The following is a 21,069-nucleotide window of genomic DNA, read 5'->3' as shown; positions in this document are numbered from 1 at the left end:
CAATGTCATATTGTGAAAAGTGCAATGAGGTAGCCGGTGGCACTGGATATGTTGGCTGATCTTGAAGCCTTTGCGACGGTGGCCCGCAAGCGCAGCTTTGTCGTCGCAGCCCGCAGCCTGGGGCGCTCCCCCAGCTCGCTGACCCGCGTCATTCAAGGGCTGGAAGAACGCACTGGGGTCAAGCTGTTCAATCGCTCGGCCAATGCCGTGACGCTGACCGAGGCCGGCGAGCGGCTACTGCCCCACGCCCACAGAATGCTCGATCTGCAACGTGAGGCGGACGAGGACCTGGCCGGGCTCAGCGGCCTGGCCACCGGCTGGATCCGCTTTTCCGCACCGCAATCCTTGGCCCACATGGTGGTCCCCCAGTTGATCACCCAGTACAGCCAGCGTTATCCCGATGTCAGCGTGGATGTGATCTTTACCGATGCGGCGGTCGATCCGGTCGAGGGCAAGCTGGACTTTTCGATTCGCGGCGCCTTCCCACAATCCAGCGACCTGATCGGCTACCCGCTGTGGAACTATTCGCGCTACCTCTATGCCAGCCCTGGCTACTTGGAGCGATGCGGGCTGCCGACATCCATCGAGGCGCTGGAACAGCACGCATTGATCCTGCACACGGCGCCGCGGATTCTCAAGGAATGGAATTTTCGTGGGCCGGGCCAGGCCGGCAGCTTTCGCGTGCACCCCAAGTTTCGCTTCAGTTCCGGCACGGCGGTGTTCCAGGCTGCGCTGGCCGGTGCCGGGATTGCCCGCCTGGCCGACTGGCTGGCGGAGCCGGAAGTGGCTGCGGGACGCCTGGTGCGGGTGTTCCCTGAGTACAAGCTAACCTCCAGCACGGGTGAAGACCCGCGCATGCATGCGGTCTATCCAGCCGGCAACCTGCCGCTGCGGGTCAAGAACCTGCTGGACATGATCCGTGTCTACGGTGACCGCGTCAGCCGCTCCTGAAGGTCAACCGTCTAGTTGTGCTGCTTTGTTCTCGACCTGCTGCTCCCGATCCGGATTCAGCACACCGGGGGCCCCATTGAAAAAATAGGGTGAAGCACGTCACAGACCAGGCGACCGTTCCAGCGGCCAGTGCGGAATGTTCCACACCAAGGCCCATAAAACGGCAAAATAAACACCTCACGCGACTCACTCGCGCCCTTTGTCAAAGATCAAAGCAATCAATGCGCTAGAAACAGAGCACAGGATTTCTTGGAAGAAAGAAAAATTACTAATGGAAAGCAGGAGCCTTGCAAAATGAGCACAACTGAACAAGTACAAAGCACGGGTAAATACAGCGCCAAGTGGCAGGAACGCTTTGACTTCTTTGAAACCTATGGCGCACCAAACGACCCGCGCTATAAGGAAGCCGTCAAGACGCTGCCAGGCGTCAAGAAGAAAATCCTCATCAACGCCAACGTGATTGCTTTTTTCTTTGGCCCTATCTACCTGTTCGTCCTCGGCCTCTGGAAGAAAAACCTCGCCCTGCTGGGTATTTTCCTGGCGATCAATATCGCGTTGAGCGTGATTTTCGCGATCCTCGGCATGGAGTTTCCGCGGCCGTTGAGTACAGGCCTGAGCATCGCCATGTCGATGATGTACGCACTCATGGCCAACTACGCCTACTACCTCAAGGAAGTGAAAGGCGAGCAAGGCTGGAACCCGTTCAAAGGCATGCGTCTCTGATTGCAGGCTTGGATCATCGAGAGCCCGCGCCTCATCATGAGTGTGCGGGCTTGTTGTTTCTGAGGATTAAAAATTCTTGGGAAGCAGTATCAGCCAACGCTCAACTACCCCGATGAGCTGAATGTTGTTTTTTTACACCATTTTTAGTCTTTCGCTCAAAATAGGCGTGAACAAACCACAGTGCCAGGGCAAACCCGGCAAAGCCAAAAATGAATAGCAGCACCTCTATTGCAGCACCTTCATGAGAAAACATTGTGTTCACCTCATCCTTAAGTCGGTTGACCGAAAATTGCCACGCTTGAATTTTCTCGTAACAATCCAAACATTTTCAGGGTAGTCGCCAACAACCTGAGTGGCAACCCTTGACCCGGCATAAACCCCCGGTCTAGACGAGTCGCCGACCAATGACACCCTGCCACGGCGGGCCAATGTGTGGTTTCATGACGGTCGACCCAGACCTTCCAAGGAGCTGCGGTGCCCCCCAGGACGAATCAACCACCACCCCGTTACACGCATCGATACCAAGACCTGGCGCTGGCAACTCGGGACATTGCCGAGGGGTTGGGAGAACAATGGGTAGCGCCGTTTCTGCGACGATATGGAGTGATCGAGGTTGATCGGGATCGAATTTATTTTTATCGGCTTCTGGATGAGTTTTTTAGCATCGGCACCCGGTTATGACTGACGATCAGCAACAACCAGGCGCAATGTCACGTCGTGCAACTGACTCAGCGGGCGCTGGACGCAGACCCCTGATCGGTCTGCGCAGAAAGCGGAACATCGAACACTCGATCGAACAGCCATTGAAAAACCAGTGCGTAAAAAAAGAAAAATACAAACAACCCCAGATTGGTCACCAGCGCCAACCACAGGCTGATGCCCAACCACGCGCCAATCACCGGGGTAAGAATCAACGTCAAGCCGCCTTCAAATCCCAGAGAATGGAGTAGTCGCCGCTGCCAGTTACGATGGCGACTGGGTTGGCGGCGCTCCCACCACTCGAACAGGCCGTTGAAAAGCATGTTCCAGGCCAGCGCGACGGCGGAAATCACCAGCGACAGCAGGGTTGAATAACCCATGCCTTGACCGTAGGTCAGCGCCAGCGCCGGTGCCACGAACAGCACGCCACCGGCTTCGTAGAGGATGGCCTGGAGGATTTTACGGGGCGTACCTTGCATCGCTGGGCTCCTGAGCCGGTTTGGAAGACCCCAGCCTGGCAAGTTGAGCCCTCGCGCACAATTGAGCTAAATTGAGCCACGCTCAACCTGAGTAACCTACCCGCTCATGTTCGCCAAACTGCCCCTCACCGCCTTGCGTGGCTTTGAGTCTGCCGCACGGCTAGGCAGCTTCAAGGCAGCAGCCCTGGAACTGAATGTCAGCCCGGCGGCGATCTCCCATCAAGTCAAAAGTCTTGAAGCCTTCCTTGGCGTGCGACTGTTCGAACGCTCCAGCCAAAACGTGCGCCTGAGCGCCGATGGCGAGCGCCTTCACCCTTTCATGCACCGCGCCCTGCTCGATATCCAACATGGCCTGCAGGTGCTGTCACCACCTTGTGCGGCACAGTCTCTGGTGGTGAGCACGACGCCGGCATTCGCCAGCCTGTGGCTGATACCGCGGCTCGGGGATTTTCATCGGTTGTACCCGGAGATCGACGTCAGGCTGCATACCAGCAACGACGTGGTCGACCTGCAGCGTGACGCCAGCATCGACCTGGCGATCCGCGCCCTCTTCAGGCCGGCCCCACAGCTGTTTGAACAGCCTCTGTTGGATGAGCACTTTGGCGTTTATTGCCGCCCCGGTTGGCAACCACCCGCGGCGGGCTCACCCGTCGAACTGATCGACGTGCCATGGCTGAGCAGCGCAAACGTTGCAGTCGACTGGCCTGCATGGTGTGCCAAGGCCGGCACCCTAGGCTGGCTGGAGAACGCGCGTTTTCGGCGTTATGACGAGGAACAACACGCCCTGCAGGCGGCGATCGCCGGGCACGGGCTGGTGCTTGCCAGCAATGTGTTGGTTGCTGAGGCTGTTGCGCGTGGGGAGCTGGTTGAATATCGCCCTGAGGTTCGCTTGGCGGGTGCGCGGTATACCGTGGTGTGCGTGCCAGGGCGGGAGCGGCAGGTGGCGGTGCGGGGGTTTAGTGAGTGGTTGTTGGGGCAGAGTAACGGCTGAATGAGCAATGACGGTGGAGTTCGCACCCAGGAAAGGAAGCCAAGAATTATCAGGTAGAAGAAGCTCGAGAATTTCTTCAGCGGGGAGGAGTTGAACTATGAACAGCATTACCTATAAGGGCTATACCGCCCGAGTTGAGTTTGATGAGCGTGACGACATCTTCGTTGGTCGAGTTTTGGGGGGACGTGACATCATCAGCTTTCACGCCGAGTCAGTGACAGAGCTGCGCGCCGAATTTGCTAGCGCTATCGAGGATTATTTGGCGGACTGTTCCGAATAAGGAGTCAGCCCGGAGGGGACTGCCTCTGGGAAGGTGATGCTGCGCATTCGTCCTGAAGTGCATGCTGCCGCGACCATTGCAGCCCCAGCTGCCACCAATGGGCCGACGAGGTCGTTTGAGCGCGCAGCACACGCCTGACGGTGAAGGTTTAGACGGATCAAGGTCTGAGTTGCAAGATGGTGTAGCTCGAAGGCTTACGGATCGCCGATCAGCGTGTGCCATTTGTCCACCCGCACTTCAAGCTACGAGCGCGGTGTTTTTCGACAAAATGCTGTTCAACACCCGATGTTGCCCCCATCGTGGCCTTAGCGCTCGAAATTGGAAGCAGGGGAATAATTGCGCTATACAAAGCTGGAGGCGAAGTTCTGCCCCAGAAGGTTCGCTACAAAATCAAAAAATAACGTATTGCTGCGTGTTGCAACTACCAAACGAGTTGCTATACCTATTGATAGCATGAAGCCATCACACAGGGAGCGCAGCAGCATGATTCTAAGAAGCGTCGGTTTATTACTGATTGCTGTTTTGCAGGCAGGGTGCAGTGTATGGTTTCAGAAAGAAGGCACTGTATTGATTCGCGAGCCAAAACAGTCAAGTTTTGTAGTACACGAGAGAGAGGGGCCAGCAAAAATGTACTGGCAATACACGGCCCTCGCAGCTAATGCATATCACTTGGCTTGGCCCAACTATAAGCAAGAGCTAGCCATTGCCAACAACAAAGCTCGCCAACCATCTTTACAGGAGCAATTTGATCAGGCCTGCCAGCCTGACAGTACACAGCTAGTCCCAACACCAGGCTGGTACGCCTGGGTTGACTTCCCTTCGAAAGTCCTGGCGGAACGGGCAGAAGACGCAAAGCTATTTTTTAGCGTCTGGGAGCACCGATCTGGAACAGAGGCTGCGAGTGTTTCAGAAGTGGCGATTGTGTTTCGGGGCACCGAGGGGGATCAAAAGCAGGATTGGATCTCTAACGCTAGATGGTTTATCCCGACTTGGCTCAGAGGTGAAGACCAATACGATATTACGCGCGACTGGGTATCCAGGGCCTTCGAGGCTGAGCTTCAAGACCGTATACATCGGGGTAAACTCCCCGCAACAGTCAAGGTTGTAGCTGTTGGCCATTCACTTGGCGGCGGGCTTGCTCAGCAGTTGGCATATGCAATGCCTCGATCAGCAACACATCCGATCAGGATTGATAAAGTAATCGCCTTTAACTCATCGCCAGTTACCGGTTGGTTCTCCACCGCTAACCCGCCTCGAGATAAGAATACCGAAGAAGTGGAAATCGACCGTATCTTCGAGCACGGCGAAGCTCTGGCTTACATCCGTATGCCAATCAATATTATTGTCCCACCGAACAAGCGAAAATCTCCCGTTAGAGATCTCCGCTTCGACCTGGAAAAAACAGCTGGCGGCATAAAAAACCACGGAAGCCAGTTTTTTGCCTGCCGACTCGCTGAAGTGGCAGGGGCTACAAACCAAATCATTCATACGGAGAGCTTTGTCTCTGAAACGCCGCACTCTGATGCTGTACCATCTGCGATTTCAGTAACGAAGTAGTGGCGGATTCCTGCCTGCCCTTCCGTTCTTGGAGCTTTCCCACATTTAATGAAGACGGGCGACTTATAAGTCGCCCGTCTTCATTATTCCGCCGCCTGCGCTCGCAATCGTCTTCCAATCACATCCATGACATTAGAATCGGGGACAGGCCACGATTTGAGTTCACTTGTTGCCAGCCCGTCTCATCATCGTGGTCTGTCGTGGTTTTCTCATATAAATCAAGCCACCCCGTGCATCGTTCGCCTGGAAATTTAATATATCAATGTATTGTTTGTTAGATAAGAGCCAAGTCTGATTCTGCATAGACGGTATCCTCTCCATCCCACGTATTAAAGGGAAGATAACTCACACCGCCTTGCAACTCCCCGTAAACAGGGTGCATCAAAAAAAATCCACCACTGTTAGTATAAAAAGTGATATCACCACCGCCCGGCCTTATTAAGACCCCCATGCAGGTCATAAGAGGCATGAACCAACGACGTATATCTCGGACCAGATTTTCTTTACTCGCCGCAGGAGCATACAAGCACTCAATCCTAAAGTTAACACTCAATCGATTAGACTCTCGGTCCTCCATGAGTTTTCCAATCGTTGTAACCGAGTAATCGGAACCGAAGGGACTAACAGGAAAGTCTTCAATTAGCGCCCACGAGTCATTGACATAACTCATCAAGGTATCTACCGACGTCAGAACCTTATCCTCAGGGGTTAAAAATAAGGTCCCATATTTAGTAAATGCAAGCATAGAAAGAAACAGAGTAGGATTTTTTTGAAGAATCGACAAATAATGCTCCAAGAGAATTTGACGAGAAAGGGTCATATTCATATCAAAATTGAACTCTGCTGACCATCTTCCATCTTCTTCTTGATAAGGTCTCAACCGGGCAGCGCCAAACCTCACCCCTAGAGCAGGATCCACCACAAGTACAGTCTTAGGGTAACCTGCTTCTTTTAAAGCACGGCTCATGGGCTCTACTATTTTTACGAGATTTTTCATAAGATAACACTCCCAAAAAGCTGGAGAAGATATAAATTTCCAGCCGCTTTTCAGCTAAATTGCTCGGGCGTTCCTAGAGAAAAACTGCCTCTATGTTATTGACGACTTCGGCAACTCCTCCGTGATGGTTATAAGTAGAAAAAAGCATCTTGAAACCTGTCAACATTGACAGTCGGACGACGACTGCAAGTCGGACAGGCTATTTCTGTAAGCTATTTTTGCGCTGCAACGCTGAAAGCAATGCGCATCCAACCTTCTTGAAGAATGTAAAAAGTCTTTATTGACAATCAGTTAACTTGGGAGAGCGTGCAGATCGGTGCGTATAGAGTGCCGCTGAAATCGGTAGAGAACATACTATCGGCTTCTGTACCGCTGGTCGTTTAATTTGTGATGAAATCACTCCTTGCCACCTTAGACTTAGCCGACGCTACTCACTGGGCAGAAATCGGTCGATGATCATCGAGACCGCTTGCACCGGAGAGATCAAGGCTGTGTCTATGCAAAACGGAGCTTCCTCCCACGGCTCATATTCATGATCCAGTACCGACTGCCAAGTGGGTGGCGTCAGCCCGGGAATATCAACCCTCCTTGTTTCGACCCGGCGCCGATGTTCATCTTTATCGGAGCAAATCACTTGGATGTTTGCCAATCGGCTACTCGCCTGTGAGGCGATTTCGCTCCACGCGACTCGGCTTTCGAGAACGGGATTGACACAATCAACGATGACTGTGCGGCCCAAACGGAGATTACTCCGCGCAAGCTCATTGGCGACCATGTAGCCACTGCGCCCTACGTCTTGCGCAAGAGCGCCCGAGTTTCGAATCGCCTGCTCAATAGTATCGATCCGCAGGTACACGGCGCCTGTCGTAGCGGCAAGATCATTGGCGATAGTCGTTTTTCCGGTGCCGGGAAGGCCGCTAAAGACGATGAGCATTCCATGTCCTTCGATTAGAGAGCTAGCCCAGTGTAGGCCGCATGCGGTAGAGATTGCTCGATTTCAGAAACCAGGAGCAGACCACGATTTTAAAACTCGTACTGAACGCAATCTTTCACATTCCTTTCACAGCCGAGCGCCTATGGTTACCTCAGCTCCTTGTGAAACCCTTTCAGCCCGGCCTCCCCAGTCGGGCTTTTCTTTGCGCGCCAAAGGTACGCCGACTCCGTGTTCTTCACTTTTCCTTCACGCCTCAATGAAGAACCCTGCGACTCTCCCCGATCCTGATCCTGTCGAGCGCCCTGTTTAAAGCGTCCAAGGCATCGAGCAGGGCTTTCGCCTCAGCCTCCCGACCATCGCCCCAGAGGCGTTCAGCCATCTTGTTCAGTGCCTGGATGGAGCGCTCAATGTCAGCAGCCGTCGCTGCTTTGCTTTCCTGCTGTTTCTTTGGCATTGATTAACCTTCCTCGGGCCCGTTGTTTCATCAGCTTCGACGCGATTACATCACGCCAGACCACTACGCAGGTGTCCAGACCCGGCTAACGGCCAACCATTCGCGCTCTCGGTACAAGACTGGGCGACAAGGTTTCGAGCAAAAAAGAAAACTGGGAACACACCACAATTTTGAGCTCACTTGCAATCGGCTCGCCCCACGATCGCAGCCTTACGATTTTTCCATACGCAGCTATGCTCCCAGTTCGGAGAGTTGGATAGCTAAGGACCACTCTCACAAGACACCAGCGTTCGTGACCTGTCGTGGTATCGATCATACTGGAGCCTTGGTCTACTCCACCGGTGATCAGGCGTTCAACCATGAGTCAGCTAAGGTTCTTGGAGTCCGAAAAGTAATACCTTCTGGAGATCGCACATATGGAATTGATGAAAGACAAACCTAGAATCGCAATAGTTTCTCTGGACTTGCCTAGCAGAACACAAGGAAGAGATGTAAGTTGGAAATGCTCATTTGCCATTAACAACCCCACATCAGATGGATATCTAGTACAAAAAGTCACCATTACAACAAGAGAATTCTCATTGGTAGACAAAGTTTTTATAGAAAAAACCCCAAACAAAACTATAACCTACTGGGAATCATGGAAAATTTTCAAGGGGAACCAGGCCGCAGGAAACTACAGCGACACGGACTCTTGTCTAGTCCGAGACTTTAATGACTTTTATCACTTTCCGTCCGCATCACCTCGCACTCGAAAAATAGAGTACGTTATCGGCCACCTAGAATTCTATACAGGAAATCTAACTGAAGACTTCAAATCAGGAAACAATCAAACGTTCGCTGGCCCAATACCATCCACCACCACCAAGCCCCATGACTGGCCCGAAACGCGCCCCCCATTTCACAACATGTATGTATGCCACCTTGAAAATGACGAAACCATTGTCGCCACATACGCAGAAGAACTAAAGCTTTTTCATTTCAACAGCCTCAACGATATGAAAATAATCTCCGGCTTGCAACCGAAAGACATAATAAGCTACTTCAAAACTTCAAACGGAGACATTGAAAAACTAGAATAGAGGACTAGCCACGCACTAAAAACTAGAACAGACCACGATTTTGAATTCATCTGAATCTCATAATCGTGACCTGTCCCCGTTTTCCCTGTTACCTATCCGCTTTCCGAAAGATCAACAGCGGCGTGCATCAGATTGACACCGCCCCGGTCATCGCCGCTGATTAGCCAGGATCGCATTACTTGGCTTTTGCGCTCTTGATATCACTGATGATTTCCTGAGAAATAGCCTGAACCTGCTCTTTGGTCATAGCCGACATGACACCTTCCCAAGCAGACGACGACGTGTCATAGGTGCGAGTTCCAATCAGGCGACCCGATTTCAAGTCCGAGTAGTCTGCACTGGAATTGACCCACGCATTTCCCACCATGACCCCGGCTCCGTAGCGAGCACCTGGGGTCAGGTAACGGAAATTGGTCACGTTGATCTTGATACCGACACCGTCCTTGCCGTCGAGGCTTGATGCCTGAGCCTCTTTAAGGCTGTAGCCGGCGCGAGTCGCTTCGACGTGCAGGGCGTCATTCCACTCTTGTTTCAAGCGAGGCCAGTCCTCGTTTTGTTGAACCTTGCTATTGCCTTGAAAGTTTACGACCAGGTTCTGCTTGGCTGACTCCTGAATGACGAGCGTTTCAGTCCCGCCGCTTTTTACAGAGGCAGCGCATCCGCTCAACATCAAAACAGCTGCAGCGCAGGACAGCGTAATCGAAAGCTTGGATGTGCTCATTGAATTTCCATATCCACAAAATCGGTTGAGAGAGGCGTTAAATATCCCGCCGAGCCAGATGGGCCCGTACGCTGGACGCGCAGAATTTAGCACCATTACTTCGCTGCTACGAGGCAAGGACGAGGTCAGCAAAGACTGGCGACAGACCATGGTTTGAGTTCACAGGTCATGGGCTGCCCCCATTTTCTTCCCTACCCCGATACCGTACTCAAGGTCATTCATGCGCTAGGCATTGATCTTCATGCGCAGCCTGGGCATGCAGCTAATCATTCACCTGCCTGACGAACGGATTAGACACCGGGACAAACCACGATTTTGAGTTCGCTTGTAAAATCGGTCGGTCTCATAATCGTAGTCTGTCCCTGTTCTCCTCTTATGAAACGGGCGGCTTATAAGTCGCTCGTCTTCATTATTCCGCCGCCTGCGCCCGCAATCGTCTTCCAATCACATCCATGACATCACAACCATCACGTAACGATGTGGTCAGCAATTTACAAAAATCCGTCAGCACCACCGTGTCTGAGCTGATGTCCGAGCGAAACGCGATATTTTCCAAGACTTGGGTCACCGTGCGGATGCGGTAATCGGCGGTTTCGAAAAGGACGTCCAGAGGCGCTTCGGTGTCGATGAGCAGAGTTGCGGGGATGCAGTCGATGCCGGTGATGGGCATGTATCGGGGCATGAGCAGTACCTTCATTCAATTGATTTAGGAGCAGGAGCTTCTGCGCTTCATTCAATCGAGTCGCCAAACCCGAATCGCCATCTGTGCGACACAAAGACAATAAGTTGCATACCCAAATGCTGCAATGCGCTCGTTTCCGAGGTTTGTGTAGGAATTTGCGTCAATGCCTCTCGCAACGCTCGTTTGAGCCCTCATAGCAGCGCTGCCGCGAGCTCTAAAAATAATTGTCTTCTGGTGTGATGCTTCGTTTAGCTCTTGAAAAGCACATTGCACCGGGTACACCACCCTTCAGCTGCGCTCCGGTTCATTGGAAAACGGAAGGGAGGATGACTTGTATCGGCAACCGTCAGAACCAGTGAGAATTTTATGAATTTACGCCGTAGCTCGTCGGCAGGAACGCTCATGCCTGCCCCATCGACTATTTGCAGAACCCCGCCCGACACCCGGCTGTCAATCCGTAGCCACTCAAACTGCCAGCCTGTCACCCACGTGAAGTCTCGAATTTGATAGTCGCCGGTGGCGCTTTGGCATTGAGCGAGTTTCTTGTTGGGGAGGTCGAAGACAAAAAATAGGGGGCTTGGATAGCCGAGCAGCCGAGTGTCGTCAAGGTTCAGACTTTCTTTCAGGTTGATGGAGGCTACAAGTGCTTTTGCTCGTCGCTTGCGCCGTATCAAGTGCCATATGGCGAGAAAAAAAATAAAAAAAGAAGCCAGGAAGAGCTGACGTCCTTCGACTGTAAGCTTATCGGGCCAAAACTCTATCATGCCCCACAAGAGTCCTATCGTCACAAGCCCCGACAACCAAGCGGCGGGGATCACTATACTGTTAGCGAGGCTAGCTCCGAGCGTCCTCAAACAGCGTGTCATAACTGTATCCAATATCATTTATAGAAGAGCTCGTAGACTATCACTTACAGGGCACTAACTTATAGGACTTGGCCCGCAAAGCGCGGGTACCAAAATAAATCTGAGAATTTTTTCATCCTTTTTTCCCTTCTCATTCGACTTGACCAGCAAACGAAGCAGTGAGCACCGGCAGAGAACGGCCAGAAGTAAACACCTGACATGCCCCCGCCCTTCACATCGCCCTGGAAGAGATCAGACGTGCCAACCCAAAACGTGCCTTGAGCAAACGCGGCTAGGCGCGTTCACGGCGCTATAGTCGACTCTATTGCCGACCGTACTTCCAGGAGCCTTTTCCAAGTGTCTGACATGTCGACCAACTTCGCTTACGCAAAACGCTTCAACGCCGTCCTCGCCTACATTAATGAGAATCTCGAAGGTGATCTGTCGGTGAATACGTTGAGCCATGTGGCGAACTTTTCGGAATTTCACTTCCATCGACAATTCACCGCGTTCGTAGGCGTGCCTGTTTCACGTTATGTGCAACTGATGCGATTACGACGCGCGGCGCATCGCCTTGCCGCCACCGCTGATCACTCGGTACTGGAGGCCGCACTCGGTGCCGGCTTCGAAAGTCCGGAGGCTTTTTGCAGGGCGTTCAGGCGGGCGTTCGGTATGACGCCGAGTGCGTTCAGGAAAGAGCCGAACTGGCAGGTCTGGAATGCGGTGTTCTCAATCCCTCATTTTTCCAGGACTATCATCATGCAAATACGAATCGTGCAATTCCCTGAAGTCAGGGTCGCAGCATTTGAACACTGCGGGCCCGCCGGGCTCGTCAATGAGAGCGTGCGTAAGTTCATCGAGTGGCGTAAGCAGAGCGGACAGTCGCCGGTGGCGTCGAGTCGCAGCTTTGGCATTCCCTATGGCAACCCCGACACGACACCTGCGCAAGCATTCCGCTTCGCAATCTGCGGCGAGATTCACGAGGCCGTGGCGCCGAATGAGTTCGGCGTGCGCGAAATCGTCATTCCCGGCGGTCGCTGTGCCGTGGCGCGACATGAGGGGTCACCGGATCACATCGGCGAAACGATCTACCCGATTTACCGCGATTGGCTTCCTGGCAGTGGAGAGGAACTTCGTGACCAGCCGCTGTTCTTCCATTACTTGAGCATCTATCCCGAGACACCGCAGGATCACTGGCAAACTGATGTGTATGTTCCGCTGCAATAGCGGAGCAAGCAGTTTTCGACCCTGAACTGACGTCGATGAATGTCCGTTCAGGGTTGTGGATTCAACCGGTCGACGCAACACAGCTGAGAGGCACCCGCTTACATCCATCAACTGCAAACAGCTGGTCTGCGCGATGCTCGTTTTGCTCGTCAGTTCATCCAGGTAGCTGTGCCTGTGCAGAGATCAGTAGGGTCCATCGTCATTTCAGAATAAAAGTGGCCTGCATGGCCCGGGCACTGCTCGAACCAAACAACACACAAGTGTTGTATTAACACAGAAATGTTGTAGAGTGGACTCATCCAAGCAACCAAGCGAAGTGATGAAGCTCAGCGAGCTCAGACGATGGTTGAAGACCCAAAGGATGGCCTTCGAAGCAGGCAAAGGAAGCCACTTCAAAGTCCTCCCACGGCAACAAGGCTACCTCGCGGATCACAGTTCCAAGGAAAAGCCGGAACCGACCGGTAAGGCGATCATTAAACAACTGGGCTCTGAAGAGCCCTTTCACCACGCCTGAGCACTGGACTTCACCTCCAAGGAGTGACGATGTACGACTATCCAATCCGATTCGAACAGGACGTTAGCGCCCCGGGCGTTGCCGTGTTCTGCCGCGACCTGCCAGAGCTGAACAGCTACGGCGATGATCGGAAGCACGCTATCCGCGAAGCCTTGGACGGGATTGAATCCACCCTCTCCATCTACGTCGATGAGCGCCGCTCGATTCCGCCGGCGTCCGCCCCGCTGGAAGGCGAACACGTTGTTCATCTACCTGCGGTGACCGTGGCGAAGATCGCGCTTTGGAACACCATGATGGAGCGAGATATGCGAAAGGCCGACTTGTGCCGACTGCTCGGTGTGCATCAGGCCCAAGGCGATCGCTTGGTCGACTTTCTTCACACCTCCAAAATGGATCAGGTCGAGCGCGCCCTGGATGCTCTTGAACTCTACGTTGATGTCAAGGTAATGAGCCAGAACCCAACCAAATTGTTGATTCGCCAAATTCAAGAGCCGACGGCCACCCGTTACCTCGTGCATCTTGCAAATAAAGGCTTGGATGAATTGAGCCTGCCAATTGGACTGGCACAGGAGTACGCCGCCGTTCCACCAAAGCTCGCAACCGTAGTTCTAGACGATGACGACGATAAGTTCTGGTGGCTCAGTGAAAGTTCTGAACGCCTCAGCAACTTTGGCTGGGACGCTTTTAGCCTTGCGAGACTGAAACATGAAGACCTGGGCCCTACTCATGACGAGGATTTGAAGCAACAAAAAACCCAGCGTGGCTGAAAACGAAAAGGCCCCGATTACTGTAGAGGCGCCTATGCCTCTCGTTATCCGCCGCAACGCAAAAGCCCCGATCCAAGTCGGGGCTTTCTCGTTTCTGCTAGACGCAAAACCCGCTCAATGGCGGGCTGTGCCTATCAGTTTTTGCAGACCACCTGCGGAGGCGCAGCAGGCGTCAGCTTTTGGGGGATCACAATCGAAGTGCCAGGCAAAGTGGTAACTTCAAGAACCGCCAACATGCAAATAAGCGCTGGCTCGCCATCTTTGCTTGGTCTGCCATCCACCCCTACCACTGCTTCGTAGTCTTTCCCGGGTTCCAGCTTGTAAACGAGCGCCTGGCCACCACAGGTCCGGTAAGAGCTGCCATTGCCCGCAATGGTCGCGCCCAGGGTTGCAATTTGGAATGGCAGATCCGTCCTGACGCGATACTCGGTCACGACCTCTTTGTAAGCCCCTTCCCCCATCCGAATTGCAGGGACGTACTGGATAAGACTGGGCCAAACTCTTTTCGGTATGCCAATGCTCGCCGACTTCAGGGGATACTGCGGGTAGTTGATGCTCGCCGTACCGTCCTGCCCGAAACGTCCGGCTTCTGCCATCTTATGCCGGGTAGCAGGAGCACAACTGCCGACGATGCTATCTCCATACACATCGGAGTTCGTGATAACGCGAACACGCGCCACGCCCTCTGATTGAGCAGGCTCTTCGTATGGAACTGAAGGTATTCCAGAGCAACCAGCAAGTGCTAAAGCAAGAAAAGTTATGGAAGTGACAACCCGCATGACCATGTCCTTATGTGTACGCCAACAAAAAAGGGCCCACCTTTCGGTGGGCCCTTCTAGACCGCCCAGCAGAGCGGATTTTGTTTGGTAGGCGCGATTGGACTCGAACCAACGACCCCCACCATGTCAAGGTGGTGCTCTAACCAACTGAGCTACGTGCCTGCTGTGAGGCGGCATTCTACGGAATTCCGGAGGGGTGTCAACACCTTTTTTTCACCTAACCCTATGAATATGCAAAATATTTAATTTCGCCGATGCGACGAAGACTTGGCGGTGGCTGGCGGCCGATTTTTATCTCGGGTAGGATCGCTGCATTCGTAAAAAATATAAAACAGAGGTTGCAGAATGGCGAACACATCCTATCCAGCGTCCTATTACGCCGCGTCGGCCAACCCCACCCCTCCGCGCCCTACCCTGCAGGATGACGTCGAGACGGATGTATGCGTGATCGGCGCTGGTTACACCGGCCTATCCTCTGCACTGTTTTTGCTGGAGAACGGTTTCAAAGTCACCGTGCTTGAGGCGGCGAAGGTCGGCTTTGGGGCTTCGGGTCGCAACGGCGGGCAGATCGTTAACAGTTATAGCCGCGATATTGATGTGATCGAACGCAGCGTTGGCCCTCAGCAGGCGCAGTTGCTGGGCAACATGGCGTTTGAGGGTGGACGGATCATTCGTGAGCGGGTGGCGAAGTATCAGATTCAGTGTGATTTGAAGGACGGCGGCGTATTCGCCGCCCTCACCGCTAAACAGATGGGCCACCTGGAGTCGCAGAAGCGCTTATGGGAGCGTTTCGGGCATACCCAGTTGGAGTTGCTGGATCAGCGGCGTATTCGCGAGGTGGTGGCTTGCGATGAGTATGTGGGCGGCATGCTCGATATGAGCGGCGGGCATATTCATCCGCTCAACCTGGCGCTGGGCGAAGCGGCGGCGGTGGAGTCGCTGGGTGGGGTAATTTATGAGCAATCGCCAGCGGTGCGCATCGAGCGTGGTGCCAGCCCGGTTGTGCATACGCCACAGGGCAAGGTCAGGGCCAAGTTCATTATCGTGGCGGGCAATGCTTACCTGGGCAATCTGGTGCCAGAGTTGGCGGCCAAGTCCATGCCTTGCGGCACGCAGGTGATCGCCACCGAGCCGTTGGGCGATGAGTTGGCTCATAGCCTGCTGCCCCAGGATTATTGCGTCGAAGATTGCAACTACCTGCTCGATTACTACCGCCTGACCGGCGACAAGCGCCTGATCTTCGGGGGCGGCGTGGTATATGGCGCGAGGGATCCGGCGAACATCGAGGCGATCATTCGTCCGAAGATGCTCAAGGCCTTCCCGCAGCTCAAGGATGTGAAGATCGATTACGCCTGGACCGGAAATTTCCTGCTGACGCTGTCGCGTCTTCCACAGGTCGGGCGACTGGGGGATAACATTTATTATTCCCAGGGCTGCAGCGGCCACGGCGTGACGTATACGCATCTGGCGGGCAAGGTTCTGGCGGAAGCGCTACGGGGTCAGGCTGAGCGTTTTGATGCGTTTGCGGACCTGCCTCACTACCCTTTCCCTGGCGGTCAGTTGTTGCGTACGCCTTTTGCGGCGTTGGGGGCTTGGTATTACGGGTTGCGGGATAAATTGGGGCTCTGAAGCCACCAACAACAAGGGCTGCTTCGCAGCCCAGCGGGAGCAAGCTCCCTCGCCACAGCATCCAACATATGGATTGCAGTACACCAAAAACAAAAAACCCCGGTCTTTCGACCAGGGTCTTTGCTATCGATTAGAAGTCGCTTTGCAGCTTCTTCTTAGCTTCAAGGCGTTCAGTGGGCCTCAAAGCAGATATGGCGCAGCGGACGGGACTCGAACCCGCGACCCCCGGCGTGACAGGCCGGTATTCTAACCGACTGAACTACCGCTGCGCGTCGGTGGAGGCTTTTGACAGCTTCCGTCTTGCTTTCGCAAAACTCTCGTAAAACATGGTGGGTGATGACGGGATCGAACCGCCGACATTCTGCTTGTAAGGCAGACGCTCTCCCAGCTGAGCTAATCACCCTTTGCTTCGTTGAGGCCGCGAAATTTACGCAGGTACCGAAGCTAAGTCAATAGCAGGGTTGGTTTTTTTTTCAAAAACAGCTTCGAGCGGCAAGCTTCAAGCTACAAGTCAGAAGCACCAACACCGCATAGTCGCTTGCAGCATGCAGCTCGCCACTTGCAGCTGCTCCTCACTCATAAATCATTTTCTTGGTCATGCCGCCGTCCACCACGAACTCCTGCCCCGTGACAAAACCGGCGTTACGCGACAACAGCCACGCCACCATCGCCGCCACGTCCTCTACCGTGCCTACCCTGCCCGCTGGATGCTGGGCGTGATCGGCGTCGGTCAGCGGCTGTGCACGACGCTGTGAGGGATCGCGCGCGTCGATCCAGCCAGGGCTGACGGCGTTCACCCGGATCTCCGGCCCGAGGCTGATGGCCAGGGCATGAGTCAGGGCCAGCAAGCCGCCCTTGCTCGCCGCATAGGCTTCGGTGTCGGGTTCCGATTGCGCAGCGCGGGTCGAGGCCAGGTTGACGATGGCGCCGTTGTGAGCGCGCAGATACGGCGCGCAGTGCTTGGCCAGCAGCATCGGCCCACCCAGGTTCACCGCCAGGACCCGATTCCAATAAGCCAGGTCCAGGCTTTCCAGGGTGATGTTGTGCGGGTCGGCGATGGCCGCGTTGCACACCAGCGCGTCGAGCCGCCCGAACTGCCCAAGCACCTCGGCGATACCGGTGGCGACCTGCGCCTCGTCCGCCACGTCCATGGCAATGAACCAGGCATTGTCGCCCAGGGTCTTCGCCACCTTGGAACCGCGTTCGCGGTCCAGGTCGGTCAGCACCACCTGCCAGCCTTCACAGATCAGCCAGGCAGCGATGCCCAGGCCGATGCCCCGTGCGGCGCCCGTAACCAGGGCAACCCGGCCATGAGTGCCGCTCGGTGGCGTTGCCAGCTCGATCACAAGGCCGCCAACCCGCGGGCCAGGTCGGCTTGCAGGTCAGCCACGTCTTCCAGGCCGACCGCAACGCGGATCAAGCTGTCACGAATACCCGCCGATTCACGCTCCTGGGGCGACAGGCGACCGTGGGACGTGGTGCTCGGGTGGGTGATGGTGGTCTTGCTGTCACCCAGGTTGGCGGTGATGGAAATCAACCGGGTCGCGTCGATGAAACGCCAGGCGCCCTCCTTGCCCCCCTTGACCTCAAAGCTCACCACCGCGCCGAAACCGCGTTGCTGACGCAAGGCCAGGTCATGCTGCGGATGGCTCTTGAGGCCGGCGTAATGCACCTTCTCGATGCCATCCTGCTGCTCCAGCCACTCGGCCAGGGCCTGGGCATTGGCGCAATGGGCTTTCATGCGCAGGCCCAGGGTTTCCAGGCCCTTGAGGAAGATCCAGGCGTTGAACGGGCTGAGGGTGGGGCCTGCGGTGCGCAAAAAGCCCACGACTTCTTTCATCTGTTCGCCACGACCGGCCACCACGCCCCCCATGCAACGACCCTGACCGTCGATGAACTTGGTGGCCGAATGCACCACCATGTCCGCGCCCATTTTCAGTGGCTGTTGCAGCGCCGGGGTACAGAAACAGTTATCGACCACCAGCATGGCGCCCTTGGCGTGGGCGATTTCCGCCAGCGCGGCGATGTCCACCAGCTCGGCCAGCGGGTTGGAAGGCGACTCGACGAACAGCAGCTTGGTATTGGCCTTGATTGCCGCATCCCAAGCAGGCAGGTCCGCCAGGGGCACATAATCGACCTCCACGCCAAAGCGCTTGAAGTACTTCTCGAACAGGCTGATGGTCGAGCCGAAGACGCTGCGCGACACCAGCACATGATCACCGGCGCTGCACAGGCTCATCACCACGGCCATGATCGCGGCCATGCCGGTGGCAGTGGCCACCGCTTGCTCAGCGCCTTCCAGGGCGGCGATGCGCTCCTCGAAGGCCCGCACGGTCGGGTTGGTGTAGCGCGAGTAAACGTTGCCCGGTACTTCGCCGGCAAACCGTGCGGCTGCATCGGCAGCGGTGCGGAACACGTAGCTGGAGGTAAAAAACATCGGATCGCCATGTTCGGCTTCCGGTGTACGGTGCTGACCCGCGCGAACCGCCAGGGTATCGAACGCTACGCCTTCAAGGTCGCTGTCCAGCCGACCGGCATCCCAATCCTGACTCATGCTGTCACTCCTGAAATCGGTTTAAACGCAAACCGGCCCCTCAGGGCCGGTTGGTTAATCAATTGTTGTACAGATCGATGATCGCGCTGACCGCCTGAGTCTTGGCCTTGGACGCATCGTTACGTGCGTTCTCGATCTTGTTCAGGTAGGCCTCGTCGACGTCGCCGGTGACGTACTTGCCGTCGAATACCGCGCAATCGAAGTGCTCGATCTTGATCTTGCCGCCACCGACCGCTTCGATCAGGTCCGGCAGGTCCTGGTAGATCAACCAGTCGGCGCCGATCAGGTCGGCCACATCCTGGGTGGTACGGTTATGAGCGATCAGCTCATGGGCACTCGGCATGTCGATGCCGTAGACGTTAGGGTAGCGCACGGCCGGGGCCGCAGAGCAGAAATACACGTTCTTGGCGCCGGCTTCACGGGCCATCTGAATGATCTGCTTGCACGTGGTGCCACGGACGATGGAGTCGTCCACCAGCATCACGTTCTTGCCGCGGAACTCCAGTTCGATGGCGTTGAGCTTCTGGCGTACGGATTTTTTCCGTGCAGCCTGGCCTGGCATGATGAAGGTCCGGCCAATGTAGCGGTTCTTCACGAAGCCTTCGCGGAACTTGACGCCCAGGTGGTTCGCCAGCTCCAGGGCCGCGGTGCGGCTGGTGTCCGGGATCGGGATGACCACGTCGATGTCATGGTCCGGACGCTCGCGCAGGATCTTGTCGGCGAGTTTCTCACCCATGCGCAGGCGGGCCTTGTAGACCGAGACGCCATCGATGATCGAGTCCGGACGCGCCAGGTAGACGTGTTCGAAGATGCACGGGGTCAGGGACGGGTTGGTCGCGCACTGACGGGTGTGCAGCTTGCCGTCTTCTGTGATGTAGACCGCTTCGCCCGGGGCCAGGTCGCGAATCAGGGTGAAGCCCAGCACGTCCAGGGACACGCTTTCGGAGGCAATCATGTATTCGACGCCTTCATCGGTGTGGCGCTGGCCGAACACGATCGGGCGGATGCCGTGGGGATCGCGGAAACCGACGATGCCGTAGCCGGTGATCATTGCCACCACCGCATAGCCGCCCACGCAACGGTTGTGCACGTCGGTCACGGCGGCAAATACGTCTTCTTCGGTCGGCTGCAGCTTGCCGCGCTGGGCCAGCTCATGGGCGAACACGTTGAGCATCACTTCCGAGTCGGAATTGGTGTTGACGTGGCGCAAGTCAGATTCGTAGATCTCCTTGGCCAGTTGCTCGACGTTGGTCAGGTTGCCGTTGTGCGCCAGGGTGATGCCGTACGGCGAGTTGACGTAGAACGGCTGGGCTTCAGCCGACGTCGAGCTGCCCGCGGTCGGATAGCGCACGTGGCCGATACCCATGTGACCGACCAGGCGCTGCATGTGGCGCTGGTGGAACACATCACGCACCAGGCCATTATCCTTGCGCAGGAATAACCGGCCGTCATGGCTGGTCACGATACCGGCAGCGTCCTGGCCGCGGTGCTGGAGCACGGTTAGCGCGTCATACAGCGCCTGATTGACGTTCGACTTACCGACGATACCGACGATGCCACACATGCGACGCAACCCCTACTTAATGGATCTGAACTGAACAACACTCACTGCGGCGTTTTGGCCGTCGGCAAGAGGTGTTCCTTGAACGGTATTTCAGCGGGTACGCTGATACCGCTGGCAAGCCACTGACTACTCCAACCCAGGATCAGGTTTTTGGACCAGTCTGCGACCAATAGAAATTGTGGCACGAGCCGGGACTCCTGCCACCACGTATCCTGCTGTACCGGCCCCAGGCTCAAGAGCCCGACGGCCACGACCACCAGCAACGCGCCACGCGCCGCGCCAAAGGCCATGCCCAGGAACCGGTCCGTCCCGGAAAGCCCGGTGACGCGAATCAGTTCGCCGATCAGATAATTGATCATTGCGCCAACCAGCAAGGTGGCGATAAACAAGATGGCACAGCCCGCGATCACGCGAGCCGACGGAGTTTCGATGTATCCGGCGAGGTACTGGGACAGCGAACCACCAAACATCCAGGCTACGACTCCCGCGATGATCCAGGTCAGCAGCGAGAGGGCTTCCTTGACGAAGCCGCGACTCAGACTGATCAATGCGGAGATGGCGACGATCGCAACGATCGCCCAGTCAACCCAGGTAAATGGCACGGTGCAGCCTACAGACGGATAAGGCGGCGCATTTTAGC

General features: G+C 55.4%; 22 protein-coding genes, 3 tRNA genes and 3 pseudogenes. 12 read left to right on the top strand and 16 right to left on the bottom strand.

All coding sequences use genetic code 11. The features are described 5' to 3' along the window. Positions 1 to 36 precede the first annotated feature (36 nt). Entirely contained in the window at positions 37 to 951 is a 915-nt protein-coding gene (locus tag BLU76_RS10095; protein ID WP_092222596.1) for a LysR family transcriptional regulator, read from the top strand. 294 nt (positions 952 to 1,245) lie between these two features. Further along, complete coding sequence (locus BLU76_RS10090) at positions 1,246 to 1,674, top strand: DUF2628 domain-containing protein (RefSeq protein ID WP_072339863.1); 429 nt, start codon at positions 1,246 to 1,248, stop codon at positions 1,672 to 1,674. A gap of 100 nt (positions 1,675 to 1,774) precedes the next feature. Here BLU76_RS10090 and BLU76_RS31480 read toward each other — a convergent pair whose 3' ends face one another. Next, positions 1,775 to 1,927 (bottom strand): hypothetical protein, encoded by a 153-nt coding sequence (locus BLU76_RS31480; RefSeq protein WP_170862055.1) that lies wholly within the window; start codon positions 1,925 to 1,927, stop codon positions 1,775 to 1,777. A gap of 475 nt (positions 1,928 to 2,402) precedes the next feature. Next, on the bottom strand, positions 2,403 to 2,852 hold the full coding sequence (locus BLU76_RS10080) for a PACE efflux transporter (protein ID WP_092222594.1): 450 nt from the start codon (positions 2,850 to 2,852) through the stop codon (positions 2,403 to 2,405). 106 nt (positions 2,853 to 2,958) lie between these two features. Here BLU76_RS10080 and BLU76_RS10075 point away from each other — a divergent pair, with 106 nt between their 5' ends. The 4 genes and pseudogenes from BLU76_RS10075 (at position 2,959) to BLU76_RS10065 (ending at position 5,680) form a co-directional block, all read left to right on the top strand. After that, positions 2,959 to 3,843 (top strand): LysR substrate-binding domain-containing protein, encoded by an 885-nt coding sequence (locus BLU76_RS10075; RefSeq protein ID WP_092222592.1) that lies wholly within the window; start codon positions 2,959 to 2,961, stop codon positions 3,841 to 3,843. A gap of 97 nt (positions 3,844 to 3,940) precedes the next feature. Next, positions 3,941 to 4,123 (top strand): type II toxin-antitoxin system HicB family antitoxin, encoded by a 183-nt coding sequence (locus BLU76_RS31840; protein WP_256572667.1) that lies wholly within the window; start codon positions 3,941 to 3,943, stop codon positions 4,121 to 4,123. Positions 4,124 to 4,138: 15 nt separating this feature from the next. Continuing rightward, a pseudogene (locus BLU76_RS31835) lies at positions 4,139 to 4,261 on the top strand (toxin-antitoxin system HicB family antitoxin); the annotation flags it as partial. A 345-nt stretch (positions 4,262 to 4,606) separates the two neighbouring features. Next, a complete protein-coding gene (locus tag BLU76_RS10065) occupies positions 4,607 to 5,680 on the top strand; it encodes a Tle-like phospholipase domain-containing protein (RefSeq protein ID WP_170867290.1) in 1,074 nt (357 codons plus the stop codon). Between the two features lie 274 nt (positions 5,681 to 5,954). On the opposite strand, the gene BLU76_RS10060 is transcribed toward BLU76_RS10065, so the two are convergent. The 3 genes from BLU76_RS10060 to BLU76_RS10050 all read right to left on the bottom strand — a co-directional run bounded on the left by BLU76_RS10060 (position 5,955) and on the right by BLU76_RS10050 (position 8,065). Beyond that, complete coding sequence (locus BLU76_RS10060) at positions 5,955 to 6,677, bottom strand: hypothetical protein (protein ID WP_139211591.1); 723 nt, start codon at positions 6,675 to 6,677, stop codon at positions 5,955 to 5,957. 427 nt (positions 6,678 to 7,104) lie between these two features. Next, complete coding sequence (locus tag BLU76_RS10055) at positions 7,105 to 7,611, bottom strand: P-loop nucleotide/nucleoside kinase family protein (protein WP_092222586.1); 507 nt, start codon at positions 7,609 to 7,611, stop codon at positions 7,105 to 7,107. 253 nt (positions 7,612 to 7,864) lie between these two features. Next, the gene (locus BLU76_RS10050) at positions 7,865 to 8,065 is read right to left on the bottom strand and encodes a hypothetical protein (RefSeq protein WP_072339873.1); all 201 of its coding nucleotides are present in this window, start codon (positions 8,063 to 8,065) and stop codon (positions 7,865 to 7,867) included. 416 nt (positions 8,066 to 8,481) lie between these two features. Here BLU76_RS10050 and BLU76_RS30615 point away from each other — a divergent pair, with 416 nt between their 5' ends. Then, positions 8,482 to 9,147 (top strand): hypothetical protein, encoded by a 666-nt coding sequence (locus tag BLU76_RS30615; RefSeq protein ID WP_139211590.1) that lies wholly within the window; start codon positions 8,482 to 8,484, stop codon positions 9,145 to 9,147. 175 nt (positions 9,148 to 9,322) lie between these two features. Here BLU76_RS30615 and BLU76_RS10045 read toward each other — a convergent pair whose 3' ends face one another. After that, the gene (locus BLU76_RS10045) at positions 9,323 to 9,868 is read right to left on the bottom strand and encodes a DUF4410 domain-containing protein (protein ID WP_092149304.1); all 546 of its coding nucleotides are present in this window, start codon (positions 9,866 to 9,868) and stop codon (positions 9,323 to 9,325) included. Between the two features lie 189 nt (positions 9,869 to 10,057). Between BLU76_RS10045 and BLU76_RS31830 the strand changes: the two are divergent. Beyond that, positions 10,058 to 10,150: pseudogene (locus tag BLU76_RS31830) on the top strand (transcriptional regulator); the annotation flags it as partial. Between the two features lie 127 nt (positions 10,151 to 10,277). Here BLU76_RS31830 and BLU76_RS10035 read toward each other — a convergent pair. Then, on the bottom strand, positions 10,278 to 10,550 hold the full coding sequence (locus BLU76_RS10035) for a hypothetical protein (protein WP_092222811.1): 273 nt from the start codon (positions 10,548 to 10,550) through the stop codon (positions 10,278 to 10,280). Positions 10,551 to 10,798: 248 nt separating this feature from the next. Next, a complete protein-coding gene (locus tag BLU76_RS10030; protein WP_256572665.1) occupies positions 10,799 to 11,314 on the bottom strand; it encodes a hypothetical protein in 516 nt (171 codons plus the stop codon). 438 nt (positions 11,315 to 11,752) lie between these two features. Between BLU76_RS10030 and BLU76_RS10025 the strand changes: the two genes are divergently transcribed. The 3 genes and pseudogenes from BLU76_RS10025 to BLU76_RS10015 all read left to right on the top strand — a co-directional run. Then, positions 11,753 to 12,622, top strand: a complete 870-nt coding sequence (locus tag BLU76_RS10025) for an AraC family transcriptional regulator (protein WP_092222582.1) — start codon at positions 11,753 to 11,755, stop codon at positions 12,620 to 12,622. A gap of 361 nt (positions 12,623 to 12,983) precedes the next feature. Continuing rightward, complete coding sequence (locus tag BLU76_RS31675; protein WP_256572664.1) at positions 12,984 to 13,136, top strand: mRNA interferase; 153 nt, start codon at positions 12,984 to 12,986, stop codon at positions 13,134 to 13,136. Between the two features lie 29 nt (positions 13,137 to 13,165). Continuing rightward, a pseudogene (locus BLU76_RS10015) lies at positions 13,166 to 13,582 on the top strand (type II toxin-antitoxin system HicB family antitoxin); the annotation flags it as partial. A 455-nt stretch (positions 13,583 to 14,037) separates the two neighbouring features. On the opposite strand, the gene BLU76_RS10010 reads toward BLU76_RS10015, so the two are convergent. Then, entirely contained in the window at positions 14,038 to 14,682 is a 645-nt protein-coding gene (locus BLU76_RS10010) for a hypothetical protein (protein ID WP_092222580.1), read from the bottom strand. 85 nt (positions 14,683 to 14,767) lie between these two features. Then, positions 14,768 to 14,844 (bottom strand) — tRNA-Val (locus BLU76_RS10005). Between the two features lie 183 nt (positions 14,845 to 15,027). On the opposite strand from BLU76_RS10005, the gene BLU76_RS10000 reads away from it, so the two are divergent. Continuing rightward, positions 15,028 to 16,311, top strand: coding sequence for an NAD(P)/FAD-dependent oxidoreductase (locus tag BLU76_RS10000; RefSeq protein WP_092222578.1), 1,284 nt, complete (start codon positions 15,028 to 15,030; stop codon positions 16,309 to 16,311). 192 nt (positions 16,312 to 16,503) lie between these two features. Here the strand turns inward: BLU76_RS10000 and BLU76_RS09995 are convergent. The 6 genes from BLU76_RS09995 to BLU76_RS09970 form a co-directional block, all read right to left on the bottom strand. Continuing rightward, positions 16,504 to 16,580, bottom strand: a tRNA-Asp gene (locus BLU76_RS09995). 58 nt (positions 16,581 to 16,638) lie between these two features. Further along, positions 16,639 to 16,714 (bottom strand) — tRNA-Val (locus BLU76_RS09990). Positions 16,715 to 16,883: 169 nt separating this feature from the next. Then, a complete protein-coding gene (locus BLU76_RS09985; protein ID WP_063320321.1) occupies positions 16,884 to 17,657 on the bottom strand; it encodes an SDR family oxidoreductase in 774 nt (257 codons plus the stop codon). Further along, the gene (locus tag BLU76_RS09980) at positions 17,654 to 18,865 is read right to left on the bottom strand and encodes an O-succinylhomoserine sulfhydrylase (RefSeq protein ID WP_092222575.1); all 1,212 of its coding nucleotides are present in this window, start codon (positions 18,863 to 18,865) and stop codon (positions 17,654 to 17,656) included. The genes BLU76_RS09985 and BLU76_RS09980 overlap by 4 nt, the downstream gene beginning before the upstream one ends. Positions 18,866 to 18,923: 58 nt before the next feature. Beyond that, complete coding sequence (purF, locus tag BLU76_RS09975; protein ID WP_063320319.1) at positions 18,924 to 20,429, bottom strand: amidophosphoribosyltransferase; 1,506 nt, start codon at positions 20,427 to 20,429, stop codon at positions 18,924 to 18,926. A gap of 41 nt (positions 20,430 to 20,470) precedes the next feature. Continuing rightward, complete coding sequence (locus BLU76_RS09970) at positions 20,471 to 21,031, bottom strand: CvpA family protein (RefSeq protein ID WP_030142022.1); 561 nt, start codon at positions 21,029 to 21,031, stop codon at positions 20,471 to 20,473. Positions 21,032 to 21,069 lie beyond the last annotated feature (38 nt).

It is taken from the genome of Pseudomonas sp. NFACC08-1 (assembly GCF_900106735.1).
GTDB lineage: Bacteria > Pseudomonadota > Gammaproteobacteria > Pseudomonadales > Pseudomonadaceae > Aquipseudomonas > Aquipseudomonas fluorescens_Q.
Note: the sequence above shows the minus strand (reverse complement) of the source record. Positions and strands in the feature narration are given on the sequence as shown.